General features: G+C 33.3%; 14 protein-coding genes. 8 read left to right on the forward strand and 6 right to left on the reverse strand.

The features are described from left to right. Positions 1–119 precede the first annotated feature (119 nt). The 4 genes from JC605_RS06015 to JC605_RS06030 all read right to left on the reverse strand — a co-directional run bounded on the left by JC605_RS06015 (position 120) and on the right by JC605_RS06030 (position 4,766). Positions 120–1,121, reverse strand: a complete 1,002-nt coding sequence (locus JC605_RS06015) for a VWA domain-containing protein (protein ID WP_198855324.1) — start codon at positions 1,119–1,121, stop codon at positions 120–122. Then, positions 1,121–2,755, reverse strand: coding sequence for a hypothetical protein (locus JC605_RS06020; RefSeq protein WP_198855325.1), 1,635 nt, complete (start codon positions 2,753–2,755; stop codon positions 1,121–1,123). Before JC605_RS06020 ends, JC605_RS06015 begins: the two co-directional genes overlap by 1 nt. 63 nt (positions 2,756–2,818) lie before the next feature. After that, positions 2,819–3,682, reverse strand: a complete 864-nt coding sequence (locus tag JC605_RS06025) for a DUF58 domain-containing protein (RefSeq protein WP_198855326.1) — start codon at positions 3,680–3,682, stop codon at positions 2,819–2,821. 79 nt (positions 3,683–3,761) lie between these two features. Next, on the reverse strand, positions 3,762–4,766 hold the full coding sequence (locus JC605_RS06030) for a MoxR family ATPase (protein ID WP_095928410.1): 1,005 nt from the start codon (positions 4,764–4,766) through the stop codon (positions 3,762–3,764). Between the two features lie 212 nt (positions 4,767–4,978). Here JC605_RS06030 and JC605_RS06035 point away from each other — a divergent pair, with 212 nt between their 5' ends. The 4 genes from JC605_RS06035 (at position 4,979) to JC605_RS06050 (ending at position 8,478) form a co-directional block, all read left to right on the forward strand. Continuing rightward, positions 4,979–5,854, forward strand: a complete 876-nt coding sequence (locus JC605_RS06035; RefSeq protein ID WP_198855327.1) for an aldo/keto reductase family oxidoreductase — start codon at positions 4,979–4,981, stop codon at positions 5,852–5,854. A gap of 18 nt (positions 5,855–5,872) precedes the next feature. Further along, positions 5,873–6,379 (forward strand): GNAT family N-acetyltransferase, encoded by a 507-nt coding sequence (locus JC605_RS06040; protein WP_198855328.1) that lies wholly within the window; start codon positions 5,873–5,875, stop codon positions 6,377–6,379. A gap of 89 nt (positions 6,380–6,468) precedes the next feature. Beyond that, on the forward strand, positions 6,469–7,224 hold the full coding sequence (locus JC605_RS06045; RefSeq protein ID WP_198855329.1) for an SDR family NAD(P)-dependent oxidoreductase: 756 nt from the start codon (positions 6,469–6,471) through the stop codon (positions 7,222–7,224). A 108-nt stretch (positions 7,225–7,332) separates the two neighbouring features. After that, positions 7,333–8,478, forward strand: coding sequence for an ATP-binding protein (locus tag JC605_RS06050; RefSeq protein ID WP_198855330.1), 1,146 nt, complete (start codon positions 7,333–7,335; stop codon positions 8,476–8,478). A gap of 87 nt (positions 8,479–8,565) precedes the next feature. Here JC605_RS06050 and JC605_RS06055 read toward each other — a convergent pair whose 3' ends face one another. Further along, complete coding sequence (locus JC605_RS06055; protein WP_198855331.1) at positions 8,566–9,309, reverse strand: DUF3298 and DUF4163 domain-containing protein; 744 nt, start codon at positions 9,307–9,309, stop codon at positions 8,566–8,568. Positions 9,310–9,413: 104 nt separating this feature from the next. Between JC605_RS06055 and JC605_RS06060 the strand changes: the two genes are divergently transcribed. Further along, complete coding sequence (locus JC605_RS06060) at positions 9,414–10,556, forward strand: cystathionine gamma-synthase (protein WP_198855332.1); 1,143 nt, start codon at positions 9,414–9,416, stop codon at positions 10,554–10,556. A gap of 85 nt (positions 10,557–10,641) precedes the next feature. Here JC605_RS06060 and JC605_RS06065 read toward each other — a convergent pair whose 3' ends face one another. Then, a complete protein-coding gene (locus JC605_RS06065; RefSeq protein WP_198855333.1) occupies positions 10,642–11,433 on the reverse strand; it encodes a glutamate dehydrogenase in 792 nt (263 codons plus the stop codon). Between the two features lie 325 nt (positions 11,434–11,758). On the opposite strand from JC605_RS06065, the gene gdhA reads away from it, so the two are divergent. The 3 genes from gdhA (at position 11,759) to recO (ending at position 16,287) form a co-directional block, all read left to right on the forward strand. Continuing rightward, entirely contained in the window at positions 11,759–13,102 is a 1,344-nt protein-coding gene (gdhA, locus tag JC605_RS06070; RefSeq protein ID WP_198855334.1) for an NADP-specific glutamate dehydrogenase, read from the forward strand. Positions 13,103–13,227: 125 nt separating this feature from the next. Beyond that, a complete protein-coding gene (locus JC605_RS06075) occupies positions 13,228–15,510 on the forward strand; it encodes a T9SS type A sorting domain-containing protein (RefSeq protein ID WP_198855535.1) in 2,283 nt (760 codons plus the stop codon). Between the two features lie 63 nt (positions 15,511–15,573). After that, the gene (recO, locus tag JC605_RS06080; RefSeq protein ID WP_198855335.1) at positions 15,574–16,287 is read left to right on the forward strand and encodes a DNA repair protein RecO; all 714 of its coding nucleotides are present in this window, start codon (positions 15,574–15,576) and stop codon (positions 16,285–16,287) included. Positions 16,288–16,406 lie beyond the last annotated feature (119 nt).

The raw sequence follows: 16,406 nt of genomic DNA on the forward strand, positions 1-16,406 counted from the left end.
TTAAATTCCAATATTGAAATTCCAAATTCCAAATCCTTTTCTAATTTTTAATCTTTAAATTCCAAATTCCAATTTGTTATTTGGAATTTTATTGTTGGAATTTTTTGATTTTAAAAAAATCAAATAAAGCTTCTATAAACTGTATTTCTTAATCCAACTTCAAGTAATAACATCAAACCTGCAAATAAGACAAAAAACCTGTATTTTTCATCGTAATCGTAGAATTTCAATTCCTGAATTTCTGTTGTTTCCAATTTATTAATTGAGTTGTATATTTCTGCTAATTTATCGTTGCTTGTAGCTCTAAAATAAGTTCCATCTGTTTTTTTAGCGATGTTTCTCATTAACTTTTCATCGATTTCTACTTTCTGCATTTTGAATAAGAAACCGCCATTTGGAGCATATGCATATGGAGATTCTGCCATTCCGTTAGTTCCAAGACCGATTGTATATACTTTAATTCCGTATTGTTTTGCAATATCAGATGCTGTTTCTGGCTCAATAAAACCAGCATTATTTACACCATCGGTAAGCAAGATGATAACGCGGCTTTTTGCTTTACTGTCTTTCAAACGATTTACAGCAGTTGCTAATCCCATTCCAATTCCAGTTCCATCTTGTAAAGTCGTATCGTATTTAATTCCTTTTATAGCTTCGAGAATAATCGCTTTATCACTTGTAACCGGAGTTTTTGTGTAAGCTTCAGAAGCATATAAAACCAATCCGATTCTATCGTTAGGTCTTTCTTCAACGAAATCTGCTGCAACTCGTTTTAAAGCTTCCATACGATTTGGCTTTAAATCTTTTGCTAGCATAGATCCAGAAACGTCAATTGCCATTACGATGTCAATTCCTTTTGTCGTTTTGGTCTGGTTGCTAATATCTACAGTTCTTGGACGCGCCAATGCTATAATTAACGAGCATAAAGCCAAAATTCTGAAAACATATAAAGCAGGTTTGAACTTGGTCCAAAACGATTCGCTCTTCTGGAATCCTGCTGTCGAGCTCATTTTTAAGGTAGCCGACTGCTGGTTGCGTTTCCAGAAAAACCAAATTATTGCAATAGGAATTAATAGAAACAACCAAAGAAATTCTGGATTTAAAAAACTGATATTGCCCATTAGTTGTTTGCTCTTTGAAGTTCAACAGAATTTAATATTCGGGTCGTGATTTCATTTGCATACGTATCGCCCTCTTCGTGTAAGATCATGATTTGTTGTAAACCTTGATCTTGTTTGAAAAGCAACAATTCATAGTATGCTTTTGTGCTCGTTTTAGTTGCAGGATTCAGAACTGTCATCGTTCCGTAACCTTTTATTCCCTGAATACCTTCGTTAGTTTGAAAATCTTCTTGTTTTACAATAATATTTTGTCCGCCTTGAGACTCCATAATTTTTATAGTCCCCTCGAGAGCTTTGCTTAAATCTATTTCGGTTGGCTGTTTAAATTTGGATGTAGAAACTGTTACATAGAAATTGTCAATCATACTTCCGTATGCAAAAAGCTGCATTTCTTTGATAAGTGCCATTGCTTCTTTTGGAAGCACTTTTTGAGTATCCATTCTTTTTAAAACCTTTGGAGTTTCAATAAGAACTGCTGGATTTCCGTAAGCGCTTTTCACCCATTCGCCTTCTAATAATTCTTTAGAAGGATGACCAATTATATTGTCTTTTACGTAATTGAAACCTTTTGTAACCACAAAATAAGTTGTAGTTACAAACAACAATAAGATTACAGCCGCAACAGAGTAACCGATTCTTGCATTTCTTTTTTTGCGAAGCTGCGCCTGAATTTGTTTTTGTCTTTGCGCTTCGTTCAATAACTGATCCTCAATGTCTTCTGGAACTTCAGTTGGAATAGCATTATCAAGGGTTAAAATTACTTTCTGAATTTTATTTCGATCTTCAGTAATTTCAAAATCAAGTGGCTTAGATTTTGCAAATTTCACCAAATCGGCCTGACGTAAAACACGCTCCAGATTCTCAACAGTTTCTGGTGTAAGCGTCATTTTCTTTTTGGTAGATGCTTCTCTAATTGCTGTAATTAACTCAGAAGTTGTACTTTCCATCGCTGGAATATGGATGGCTTCTTCGATATAATTTCTCGCAATATCTGTTAATTCACTATAATATTCTTTTACTTCTCCTTTTTGAACAAGTTCTTTTTTCTCTAGGTTGTTTAATAAACTTGTCGCTTTTTCGATAGGAGTTTTGTAAACTTCTTCCTCGATTTTTTTCAGCTGACGTTTTTTAACATACCAATAAACGAATGCGCCAATTCCTAAAATTGCTAGCACTATTAAAGTATAAATCCACCAATTTCCTATTCCTTCATCAACAGAAGAGATGTCTTTAATATCGTACATCTTTTGCTGTAAAGTATCAACTTTTACAGGGGCTACTTCAACTTTTAGAGAATCTGTATAAAAAGGCTTTTTATCGATTAAAATTTTAATGCTTGGAATTGTATAACGACCAGAATCAAATTGTGTTAAACCATATTTTTTAACCAGTTCGTAAGTGTCATTTTTCTTAACTGTATCAATCGGATAAGACTCAATAACTTCTAGCGGACCAATATTTTTAAGTTTTGGAAATTCAACTTTAGATTTGGAGCTTACAACCGTTTTAAGCGTTAGCTTGAACTCAGCACCAATTTTATTTTTGGTGGTATCAATACTTGTTTCTACTTGTTTCTGCTGTGCAAAAATCATAGTAGAGAAAAGCAATAAAAATATATAAAGTTTAAATTTCATTTGATTAACGATTGAAGATTTTAGATTAACGATTTTTGATGGTTAATCAAAACTGCCAAATTTTTATCGTGATTTAAAATAGCCTAATAATTTAGTAACGTAATTTTCGTCTACTCTGGTATTTACAATTCCTGCTCCAGATTTACGGAAAGTATCTTTAAAGTAATTTAGTTTCTCCTGATAGTGCTTCTCATAATTCATACGAACAGCTTTTGAACTTGTATCAACCAATTGGATTTTTCCAGTTTCGGCATCCAGCATGTGAACCATTCCTAAATTTGGAATTCTTTCTTCACGAATGTCGTACACGCGAACACCTGTGATGTCATGTTTTTTAGAAGCAATTTTTAATGTATGCTCATAAGAATCAGACATAAAATCGGAAATCATAAAAATGATGGCTTTCTTTTTCTGGGTTCCAGATAAAAACTTCAAAGCTTGCGCGATATCTGTTTTCTGGCTTTTTGGTTCAAATTCGATCAATTCACGAATGATACGCAGTACATGCGAACGTCCTTTTTTGGGCGGAATATATAATTCTACTGTATCAGAAAACAATATTAAACCAATTTTGTCATTATTCTGTGTAGCCGAAAAAGCCATTGTTGCCGCAATTTCGGTTACAATGTCTTTTTTGAATTGATTTTTAGAACCAAAAGATTCCGAACCCGAAATATCAACCATCAAAACCATGGTTAATTCGCGTTCTTCTTCAAATACTTTAACGTGAGCTTCGTTGTAGCGTGCGGTTACATTCCAATCGATGTTACGAATATCATCTCCGTATTGGTATTGACGCACCTCGCTAAACGTCATTCCTCGTCCTTTAAATGAAGAGTGGTATTCTCCCGAAAAGATATGATTACTCAGTCTTTTGGTCTTGATTTCTATTTTCCGTACTTTTTTTAAAAGCTCTTTTGTATCCATTTTTTGTTTGGTTTATGGTTTAGGGTCGTTGGTTGATGGCGCATAAACCATCAACAAAAAACTATCAACCATCAACTTTTTAAGGTACTTCAATCTCGTTAACGATTTTGTTGATAATGTCTACAGAAGTAATGTTTTCTGCTTCTGCTTCGTAAGTGATTCCAACTCTGTGGCGTAATACATCGTGAACAACAGCACGAACGTCTTCTGGAATTACATAACCACGACGTTTGATGAAAGCATAACATTTAGCAGCATTAGCTAAGTTGATACTTCCACGAGGAGAAGCTCCAAAACTGATAAGCGGTTTTAAATCGGCTAATTTGTATTTTTCTGGATAACGTGTAGCGAAAATAATATCAAGAATATATTTCTCAATTTTTTCGTCCATATAAACTTCGCGAACAGCCTCCTGAGCACGTAAAATCTGATCTACAGAAACTACAGGATTTACTTTTTCGTAAGTTCCTTTTAAGTTTTGACGAATTACAAAACGCTCTTCATCAATTTTTGGATAATCAATAACAGTTTTCAACATAAAACGGTCAACCTGCGCTTCAGGAAGTGCATATGTTCCTTCTTGCTCAACTGGGTTTTGTGTTGCTAATACTAAAAATGGACGGTCTAACTTAAATGTAGTGTCACCAATAGTAACTTGTTTCTCCTGCATCGCCTCTAATAAAGCTGATTGAACCTTTGCTGGAGCACGGTTAATCTCATCGGCAAGTACGAAATTGGCGAAAATTGGTCCTTTTTTAATTGAGAACTCGTTTGCTTTAATATTGTAAATCATGGTTCCGATAACATCGGCAGGCAATAAATCTGGCGTAAACTGGATACGGCTGAAAGATCCTTGAACCGCTTGAGAAAGCGTGTTGATGGCTAAAGTTTTTGCCAGACCTGGAACTCCTTCCAATAAAATATGCCCTTGTCCAAGTAATCCGATCAATAGACGCTCGACCATATGTTTCTGACCCACAATAACTTTGTTCATTTCCATTGTAAGAAGGTCTATAAAAGCACTTTCTCGCTCAATTTTTTCATTTATCGCTCTAATGTCTAAAGTCGTTGTATTTTCTTCCATATAAATATTTTTAAAACCTTGATTTTTACGCCTAATTTTTGAGAGTGCAAATTGAATATTTTTTGAGAAGTAAGATGTTAAAGAATGGTTAAAACTTCGACCAAAGACCTAATTTTAAGGACTAATTGTGAATCTATTTTTATATTTTTAAGAACTTTGATGATTATGCTTTATGAAAGCATAATTATTACCAAAAATAACGCATAACTATTATGAGCAAAACAGTCTTATCGCCTATAATTTCGGGCACTATGAATTGGGGAGTTTGGGATAAAAACCTTACAACTAGCGAAATGGAAAACATGATACAAGTGAGTATCGAAAACAAAATTACGACTTTTGATCACGCGGATATTTACGGTTCGTATACGACCGAAGCCGATTTTGGAAAAGCTTTTCATGCAAGTAAAATTGATCGCGAAAAATTACAATTAATTACAAAGTGCGGTATTCAGATGATTGCTGAAAAACGCCCCGAAAACAAAATCAAACATTATGATTATTCTAAAGACTATATTATTAAGTCTGTAGAAAAATCTCTAAAAAATTTAAAAACAGATTATGTAGATGTTTTTCTGCTTCACAGACCAAGTCCATTAATGAAGGCCGACGAAATTGCCGAAGCTGTTGAGAAATTAAAAGGAGAAGGAAAAATTATCGATTTTGGACTTTCTAATTTTACTAGTTCTCAAACAGAATTAATTCGTCAGAAAACAGAAGTGAGTTATAATCAGGTACAATTTTCGGCAACACATTACGAGCCAATGTTGGACGGAAGTTTAGATTATATGCAAACTAACGGAATTCGCCCTCTATCATGGAACCCGCTTGGAACTGTTTTTAGAGAAGATACCAAACAGACTCGTCGTTTGAAAAAACTGTTCTCTACTTTATTAGAAAAATATCACTTAGGTGCAGATACACTTTTATTGGCATGGATTTTAAAACATCCTGCAAAAGTAATTCCGATTGCAGGTACCGTAAATATTGCTAGAATTCAGGCTTTATCAAAAGCAGTTGAACTGGAAATGGATACAGAAGATTGGTTTGCAATCTGGACAGAAAGTATGGGTGACGATGTGCCTTAATTTGGACTGTTCTGAAAAATGATACGCTTAGAAAATTTTGAGAAAAAAGATTATTCTGAATTAATCGATTCTGTTAAGAATGCAAAAGCTTTAATGCAATTTGGCGGACCAGAGTTTACTTTTCCTTTAACAGAAAGCCAAATAGACAAAACGCTTTCTGATGAAAATAGAGTTGCTTTTAGAGTTGTAAATATTTCGAATGGCAGCACTATTGGACATTGTGAAATTTATTTTTACGATGGTTTTGCAAAATTAGGTCGAATCTTGATTATGGATGAAAATCAAAGAGGAAAAGGAATCGGCGAGCAGATGGTGACTTTATTGTTGCAATATATTTTTGAAAACAGGAAAGAAAGAAATATTGAATTGAATGTTTTTGACTTTAATGTCGGAGCTCAAAAATGTTATGAAAAAGTTGGGTTTATTTTAAATCCTGATAAAAAATATTTGAGAGAAGTAGATGGAGAAACTTGGACAGCGCTCAATATGGTGTTGAATTTGGAGGAATGGAAAAATAAGAATTAAAATATTTTACCACAGATTAAAAGACTTTTACAGATTTCAAAAGAATCATTTTAATCCTTTAATCTGTGGCAAAAAATAAAAAAAATGAAATGAAAAAAACAGTTTTAATTACTGGTGCTACAAGCGGAATTGGAAAAGCAACCGCTCAGATTTTAGCGAAAAACAATTATAAAGTGATCCTTTGCGGAAGACGTAAAGATCGTTTGGAAGAACTTCAAAAAGAACTTTCGGCTTTTACAGAAGTTCATTCTCTAACATTTGATGTTCGCGATAAAGAAGAAGTTTTAAAAAAAATTGGAGCTTTGCCAAGCGATTTTTCTACAATCGACGTTTTGATTAATAATGCAGGAAATGCCCATGGTTTAGATCCGATTCAAAATGGAAATTTAGACGATTGGGATGCCATGATTGATATTAATGTAAAAGGTCTTTTGTATGTTTCAAAAGCTATAATTCCGCAGATGGTTGAAAGACAATCTGGACATATTATTAATATTGGTTCAACTGCTGCAAAAGAAGTTTATCCGAATGGAAATGTATATTGCGGATCTAAACACGCTGTTGATGCCATTACTGCAGGAATGCGAATTGATTTGAATCCGTTTGGAATTCGAGTTGGAGGTATTCATCCAGGAATGGTAGCAACAGAATTTAGCGAAGTTCGTTTTAAAGGAGATGTTGAGAGAGCGGCAAATGTTTATAAAGGATTTGATCCGCTGCGGGCAGAAGATATCGCCGATATTATTCACTTTGTGGTTTCAAGACCTTATCATGTAAATATTGCCGATTTGGTTGTTATGAGTACTGCACAGGCCTCTTCGACGATTGTTAAAAAGAATATTTAAATAAAATCGAATATATAGACGCACTGTAGTGCGTCTTTTTTTTAATTTTAAGTTTTAATAAATTAAATTACTGCGAATTAGTGCAATTCGTGGCTAAATAAAATCGACATGATTAATAAACGCCTTTTAATTAAAAATCTCCTCGCTCATAATGACGAAAGCAGTTTTTATGATAAAAAAAGGCAGTTGAATCTTCACTCGAGAGAAGGAAAAGGCAAATTTCTGAAACACATTTGCGCGTTATCCAATTCTAACCCGAATAACAATTCTTATATCGTAGTTGGAGTAGAAGATCAAGATAACGAAATTGTCGGCGACGATTTCTTTGATGATAGTAGAATTCAGAATCTAGTCAATGCTTTTTTAGAAAACCCTCCAAAAATTCAATATGAAAACGTCCCTTTTCCTAATCTTCCAAAAGATAAAGTAATTGGTCTCGTTACAATAAAGCCTAAAAGTAAAATCTCTTACTTTAAAAAAGGAATTCATACCATTCTTGCCAATAGTGTTTTTATAAGACGCGGTAGTAATTCGATTCCTCTGGAAGAACACGAGGAAATTGAAAAAAACAATCAGAATACAGAAACGGTTATTGGAATCGAAAATAGTTCTCGAAATAGTATTCAATATACTTTAGACGGTGTTATTGATTTTATGAATTTCAGGCATAAAGATATGTCCCCGAAATATCGTGTTTTTAAAGAATTGTTTGTGATTTGTTGGGCTGGAGTTCCAAAAAAATTACGTGATAAAACATATTTGTCTCGTGTAGATATCGAATTGATAAACGAACAGATTAAACTTTTTTATTCGGCACAAGATGTTGTTACAATCGAATATAATGACGATACTTTTACCATTACAGAATATGTTCCGCTAGGATTAAATGACAAAACAAGTTATTATCCATTAGAAGAGCAAACCATTTATTTTTTTGATAACGGTTATTATAAAATCGACCGTCAGATGCTTTTTCAGCCGCCAGAATTCAATAGAAAAATGCTATATCATATTTATAATTCGAATATGGCTCTATTGGGTAAACTCCAAAAAGAAATCACTTTATCGGATCGTGAAATGAAGGATTTAGAAAATCTGCCTTCTACCTTTATGATTTGTCATTTGAATGGTTTTGAAGATGCCAGACAAAAATTAATCGATGCGAAATTGCTTTTAAAGCCTTATAAAAATGTATATTCTTCGTTTAAAGAAGCCTTGAGGGTTTTGCGTAAAATGAAGTATGATGTTCAGTGAAAAAAGATTCTAAGTTGCTAAGGTTCTAAGATTCTGAGGTTTTCTATAGAGACACACTGCGGTGCATTTAATCGATGCTGAAATTATTTAATGAAAATTCAAATATTTTTTTACTTCTTCATACGGGAATAAAAGCTCTTTTGGGCCATCTGCGTATGATGCAGCTTCATATGAATTGTAATATAAAAGTAAACCCGCAGAAGTATAGAAGATGTTTTGAGGAAGTTGAAATTTGTCATTTTCAAACATTAATCCTGTAGCATTAATATTGGCTTTTTCTGGAATTTTATATTTTGATCTGAAAGTTTTTTCAGCGAAAGCTTTAAACTCTTTTTCGTTTTTAAATAACTGATTGTTAAAAATCGTTTTTCCTGTTTTTTTATCGAATAATAAAGAGCGATAACCTTGATAGCCATGAGCGCCGCCTGTGAAGGTATAATGGTCAATTTTAAGATTTAAGATTTGCTCTGACTGAAATTCTACATTTCCTATTATTCTTGCTTCCCAGCCAAAGGTGTCATTTGGGAATTTTTGATGCATTTCTTCGTATGAAACAATGAACGATTTTGCTAATGATTTATAATCATCAACTTTTACCGAATCTTCTTCAAAAAATGCAATCTCTTTAATTACAGCAAATACTTTTTTATTAATGCTGTCTGATGTTACTTTAACATTTTTAGCAATTGGAACTTCTATCGTAATTCTTGGGCAATCTTTTTTGCAGGGAATAGTAGATTTTTCTTCAAACGTTTCATTGTCAAATGAAAGCTCTTTTTTGCAACTTGTAAAAATCAAACACAAAAAGATTATAAATATGTAATTTTTCATATCAAAAAGTGTTAATTATCTACAAAGGTAAGAACTTGTGTCGCGATAAAATAAATTAAGCGGTAAATTTGTAAAAGAATTATGGAATTAAAATTTATAACTATATGAAATTCAATACAAAAGTTATTCACGGAGGACAGCATCATGATCCAAGTACAGGAGCTGTTATGCCACCAGTGTATCAAACTTCAACATTTGTTCAAACAAGTCCAGGGAAACCTTTGGCAGATTATGAATATAGTAGAGCTTCAAACCCGACGCGTACGGCTTTAGAAGACGCTTTGGCTAGTATTGAAAACGGAACTCGCGGATTAGCATTTTCATCTGGTCTTGCTGCGACAGACTGCGTTTTAAGATCTTTTAAAGCGGGAGACGAAATCATTGCAATGGATGATTTGTATGGAGGAACGTACAGAATGTTTTCTCGTGTTTATAAAGATTCGGGTATTAAATTTCATTTTGTAGATATGACGAATATCGAAAAACTGAAAAGTTTAATTAACGAAAACACGAAGTTAATCTGGGTAGAAACGCCAACCAATCCGTTAATGAAATTGGCGGACATTCAAGAAATAGCAAAAATCACTCAAGAGAAAAAAATTCTTCTTGCGGTAGATAATACTTTTGCAACGCCTTATTTACAAAAACCTTTAGATTTAGGAGCAGATATTGTAATGCATTCTGCGACAAAATATTTAGGAGGACACTCTGATGTTATTGCTGGAGCATTAATTGTAAAAGATGAAGCGCTTGGAGAACAGTTACATTTTCAGCAATTTGCTACTGGAGCTACACTTGGGCCGATGGATAGTTTTTTGGTTTTAAGAGGAATCAAAACTTTAGCTCTAAGAGTGCAGAGACATTGTGAAAATGGAGAAAAGGTAGTTGGATACTTGAGTAATCACCCAAAGATTAAAACAGTTTATTATCCAGGTTTGAAGAATCATCCGTTTCACGAAATTGCTAAAAAGCAAATGAAAGCTTTTGGCGGAATGGTTTCTTTTGATTTTAAATCAGGCAAAAAAGAAGATTCTATTGCTTTTTTAGAAAAACTGAAAGTCTTTACTTTGGCAGAATCTTTAGGTGGAGTAGAATCATTGGCAAATCATCCAGCTTTAATGACGCATGCATCTATTCCTGCAGATAAAAGAGCAGAAGTTGGTATTACAGACGATTTAGTTCGATTAAGCGTTGGTATTGAAGATGCAGAAGATTTAATTGCAGATTTAGAGCAAGCTTTAGCTTAATAAGTATATCTAAAAATAAAAATCCCAAATTCCAATTTTAATAGTTTTGGAATTTGGGATTTTTTATGTTGTAAATTTTCTTGATTTAGAACTCTAAATAATAAATATATCCGAAGTTAAACCAAACCTGCCAGTCGTTAGATTTGTTTTCTTTATAAATATCTTTATTTGGGTTTAATCCATCAATCCAATCTGAATTATACATAGAGAAACGAGTCTCAAACATTAAATCGCTCAGTTCAGATAATTTGTAATGAACACCAACAGCAGCTGTTGCAGATAAAACTACGCCAGTTTCTGTAGAGAATCCATGTGCACGTCCATCAGATGGAGTTAAGTATTTTCCTGGAGTAACAGTTGGTAAGGTGATGTCTCCTAAATGAGATCCAACTTTTGCCGAATAATAGCTAACCTGAAATCCTAAACTTCCATACGGACTAAGGCTACCAATTGTGTTTTCGTAATCGTGGGTTTTCATAAAAGGAGAAAATTCTAACTGAGCACCTAAACCTAATATGCTAGAACTTGCGTGCATATTTTTTAATTGCTGTGCAAATAGTCCGTCAGGTTTGTAATTAACCCATTGGCCATGATGTTTTAAAGTAGTTTTGCTGAAAGATAGATCAGTTCTTACTTTAAAATGCTCTGTAAAAAAACTTTCTCTATTGTTGTTGCTAGAAAAGTTAAGAAAGTGCATAATTCCAACACCAAAACCAGTGTTTCCTACATTGGTATCGAAGTTGTGTCTTTCTCCAAAATCAGACTGTAATGTAACTGGTCCGGCATAAATTCCGATCTCTTGAGCTAGTCCTTGTGCTGATACAGCAGTTGATATGCCAAACAAGGCAAGTAATGTGATAAATAGGGGTTTAGACATTTTTTAGGGCTTACAAATCACGGCAAATATATAAAAAACATAATCGATTCAAAATATTAAATCGCTCTATTGAAAAATAACTAGCAAAATACTTAATTTACTAACTTTTAAAGAGTGATTTGCATGTAAACACCTACATGTAAAATGTGTTTTTTTGTAATGTTTGAAAAAAACACAAATCGATTCAAAAAAGTGAAAAATATAACATTGAATCATTATTTGATATATCTTTGTCTGTTAAAACGAAAACGTTTTCTTAAACATGATTTCTTATTTTTATAAGAGTAAAGATTAAACTTAATTATCTGAAAAATTTATTTCAAAGATGGAACAAAAAATAAATGAATTTATGGCTCTAATTGAGTCAAAAAATCCAAACGAGCCAGAATTTCTTCAAGCTGTGAGAGAATTTGCTGAAACTGTAATTCCTTTTATATCAGAACGTAAAAAATACGATGGGAAGAATATACTTCTAAGAATCGCTGAACCAGAGAGATCAATTATATTTAGAGTTCCGTGGGTAGACGATAAAGGAGAAATTATTGTAAACAGAGGTTTTAGAATTCAGATGAACTCTGCAATTGGACCTTATAAAGGAGGAATTAGATTTCACCATACAGTAAATTTATCAGTTTTAAAATTCCTTGCTTTCGAACAAGTTTTCAAAAACAGTTTGACAACTCTTCCAATGGGTGGAGGTAAAGGTGGTTCTGATTTTGACCCAGAAGGAAAATCAGATGGTGAAATTATGCGTTTCTGCCAATCGTTTATGACAGAATTATGCCGTCATATTGGTCCAGATCTTGACGTTCCAGCTGGAGATATTGGTGTAGGAGCAAGAGAAATTGGATATTTGTTTGGCCAATACAAAAGAATTAGAAATGAATTTACGGGAGTTTTAACTGGAAAAGGTTTGGCTTACGGTGGTTCATTGATTAGACCAGAAGCAACAGGATATGGAGTAGTTTACTTTACAGATCAAATGCTTCGTACAATTGGTCATGAAATTAAAGGTAAAAGAGTTGCTATTTCTGGATTCGGAAATGTGGCTTGGGGAGTTGCTTTAAAAGTAAATGAATTAGGAGGTAAAGTAGTTACTATTTCTGGACCTGATGGTTATATTTATGATGAAGAAGGTATTTCTGGAGAAAAAATTGACCATATGGTTGAAATGAGAGCTACTGGAGATAATAGAGCAGAAAGATATTTGGAGAAATATCCAAATGCTATTTTCCATAAAGGAAAAAGCCCTTGGGAAGTAAAAGTAGATATCGCTATTCCTTGCGCTACTCAAAACGAGTTAAATGGAGATGATGCTAAGAAGTTAATTGATAATGGCGTTTTATGTGTTACAGAAGCTGCAAATATGCCTTCTACATTAGATGCTATTAAACTTTTCTTAGACAATAAAGTATTATTCGCACCAGGAAAAGCTGCAAATGCTGGAGGTGTTGCTGCTTCTGGATTAGAAATGACTCAAAACTCAATACGTTTAAACTGGACAAGTGAAGAAGTGGATTTGAGATTGAAAGAAATCATGATCGGAATTCATAACCAATGTAAAAAATACGGTGCAGAAGAAGACGGATATGTTAACTACGTAAAAGGAGCTAATATTGCCGGATTTGTAAAAGTTGCCGATGCTATGCTTGCTCAAGGTGTAGTTTAAGATTTAATTACAATAATTAGAAATGCCCTCGTTATCTTCATAAGATATCGGGGGTATTTTATTTGTACTAAAAATTAAATAAAATTCCGTTTGTAGTATATTTGTCTATTCGAATACATTATATGATGAAAAAAGTTTTTTTCTGCGGTTTGTTTTTACTTCTAATTCAGTTTTGCATGGCGCAGGGCAAATTGTCTTGGCAAGGTTATTTTTCATTTAATGAAGTAAAGGATATCTCAGAATCAACAACAGCTGTAATAGCAGCTTCAGAAAATGCATTGTTTTCAAGAAACGTAACGACAAATATCCTTAAATCGATTACTACAGTTGACGGACTTTCAGGTCAGACAATTTCTGCAGTTTACTACAGCGAAGCATTCAAAAAAACAATAGTTGGCTATGAAAATGGACTAATGATTTTAATTAATGATGCTGACGGAAGTATGTTGAAAGTCGTTGATATTATTAATAAACAACTGCCAGCAAATACTAAAAAAATCAATCATTTTATGGAGAATAATGGATTGATATATGTTTCTTGCGATTTTGGAATTGTTCAATTCAATCTTAAAACTTCACAATTCGGAGACACTTATTTTATTGGTGATAATGGAGCAGAAATAAGTGTAAAACAAACGGCAATGTTTAACGGATTTATTTTTGTGGCCACTTCTAGCGGTATTAGAAAAGCTGATAGTGCAAACGCTAATCTTGTAGATTTTAGTCAATGGTCAATTGTAAATGGAGGAGATTGGTCTAGTGTTGAAGCTTTAGATACAGAACTTATTGCAATAAATAGTTCTGGATATATTCATCGATTCAATTCAAATGTATTTGTGGGCTTTTTGCAATTACCTCAAGCGGCTATTGATGCAAGAGTAAAAAATCATAATTTATTTGTTACAACCGCCAATACTGTTTATGTCTATAATAATCAAATGGTATTGAATAGGCAAATTACAAATGCTCAGGTTTTAGATAATAGTTTGAATTTTAGTTGCGCAACCGCAGTTGGGGATCAGATTTTTATCGGGACAAAAGAAAAAGGTTTGTTTGTTTCTTCTTTAAATAACGTCACAGTTTTCGAAAATAGTACTCCCAGTGGACCAGTACGCAACAATATTTTTTCTATAGATGCTGGTTCAAATGTTTTGTGGGCAGTATATGGAGATTACGATGCTGTGTACAACCCTTATCCTTTAGATAGTTACGGAATTAGTCGCTTTAATGCTTCGGGATGGTTAAATATTCCATATTCTGATGTTTTTGACGCAAAATCAATAACCAGAATTTATATCAATCCGAATAACGAAAAGCAAGTTTATGCGGGTTCTTTTTTTTCTGGATTGTTGAAGATTGAAAATGATGTTCCAACTCTTTTGTATAATGAAAAAAACAGTGGTTTGGAGTCAATTACAACAGAAGGTCCAAATTATATAGATGTCCGAATTAATGCAACTGCTTTTGATAAAACTGGAAATCTTTGGGTTACCAATAGTAGAATCAATAACGGATTGAAAGTTTTAAAAACAAATGGGCAATGGGGCAGCTATTCGATGGCTGCAATATCAGAAGATGTGGGGGAAGAGAATTATTCGAGTATAGTAATAGATCGCAATAATGTAAAGTGGATCGGGACCTATAAAACTGGAGTTGTTGGATTTAATGAAAGCACTAATACCTTTAAAAAAATGACTTTTGGCGCTGATGCTGGTAATTTGCCAATTGCAGATGTAAGAGCGATTGCTTTAGATACAAAGAATCAGCTTTGGATTGGAACGACAAAGGGTTTGAGAGTTTTGCCTAACGTCTCGAGTTTTCAATCTGAAAGTCAGCTAAAAGCCAATCCAATTATTATTACAGAAGATAATTTGGCTCAAGAATTATTATACGAGCAGTTTGTAACTTCTATTGCGGTTGATGGGGCAAATAACAAATGGATCGGAACTGCAGATTCTGGAGTATTTATGGTTTCGCCAAATGGACAGGAAACAAAATATCATTTTACAATAAACAATTCGCCATTACCAAGTAATTATGTAAATGATATTAAGATAAATGGTAGAACAGGAGAAGTTTTTATTGCAACCAGTAAAGGATTGGTTTCGTTTGGCGGAATTTCAACAGATGCCAATGAAGATTTAAGCAATGTTTATGTTTATCCAAATCCAGTTCGTCCTAATTACACAGGAACCGTTAAAGTTGCAGGATTAATTGATAAGGCAAATGTCAAAATTACTGACATTGAGGGGAACTTAGTTTACGAGGTAACATCTTCGGGCGGAACAATCGAATGGGACACAACTGCTTTCGGAAGATATAAAGTAGCATCTGGAGTTTACATGGTTTTTATTTCTGCTCAAGACGGAGGAGAAACTAAAGTTAAAAAAGTGATGATTATTAGATAATATTCAGCCGCAGTCACAGTTTTCAGTGAAAGCTAAAACTTCAAACAAAAAAATAAAAATCTTTTGCAAGTCAAAACCAAAGCCATAGTAATTTCATCATTAAAATTTCAGGAAAAAAGCTTGATCGTAAAATGTTTTACACTATCCAGTGGACTGAAATCTTATTTTGTACGTGACGCTTTTTCTAGCAGAAAGGCAAGTCAGAAAATTGCTTATTTTCAGCCGTTTTCGATTTTAGAAATTGAAGCCGTTCACAAAAATAAAGGCACTTTAGAAAATTTTAAAGAAATAAAAAGTGCTGTTCCATTTCAGACTATTCATACTGATATTGTGAAAAGTACAATGGTTATGTTTCTTTCAGAGATGCTGCATTATTCTATTCAAGAAGAAGAAAAAAACGAACAGTTATTTCTCTTTTTAGAAACGGCATTAACTTGGCTAGATCATCATGATGAAATTTCTAATTTTCATTTAATTCTGCTCTTAGAAATCACAAAATATCTTGGTTTTTATCCCGATACTTCTGAGATCGATTTGCCTTTTTTTGAAATGAATGAAGGCGTTTTTACACTTTTTCAAAAAGCAAATGTGCTTTCAGAACATGAAACCAATTTGTTTAAAAAATTACTGGAATTAAAATTTGATAATGATCAAAAAGTCTTTCATGTTTTAGAAAGACAAATTCTTCTGAAAATTCTAATCGATTATTATAGTCTTCATTTGGAAGGATTCAAAAAACCTAAATCTTTAGAGATTTTAAAGGAAGTTTTCTCTTAAATAGATAAAAAGAACATTATTTGTTGCGGAATCTACTCAAAATTTCCCGAAATCGGTCTTTTTTCCGTTATCTTTTATCTATTTCCCTCAAAATTCCTTACTTTCGCACCTCGTTTAAG

Origin of the sequence: Flavobacterium sp. IB48, from assembly GCF_016405855.1 — a bacterium.
Classification (GTDB): domain Bacteria; phylum Bacteroidota; class Bacteroidia; order Flavobacteriales; family Flavobacteriaceae; genus Flavobacterium; species Flavobacterium ginsengisoli.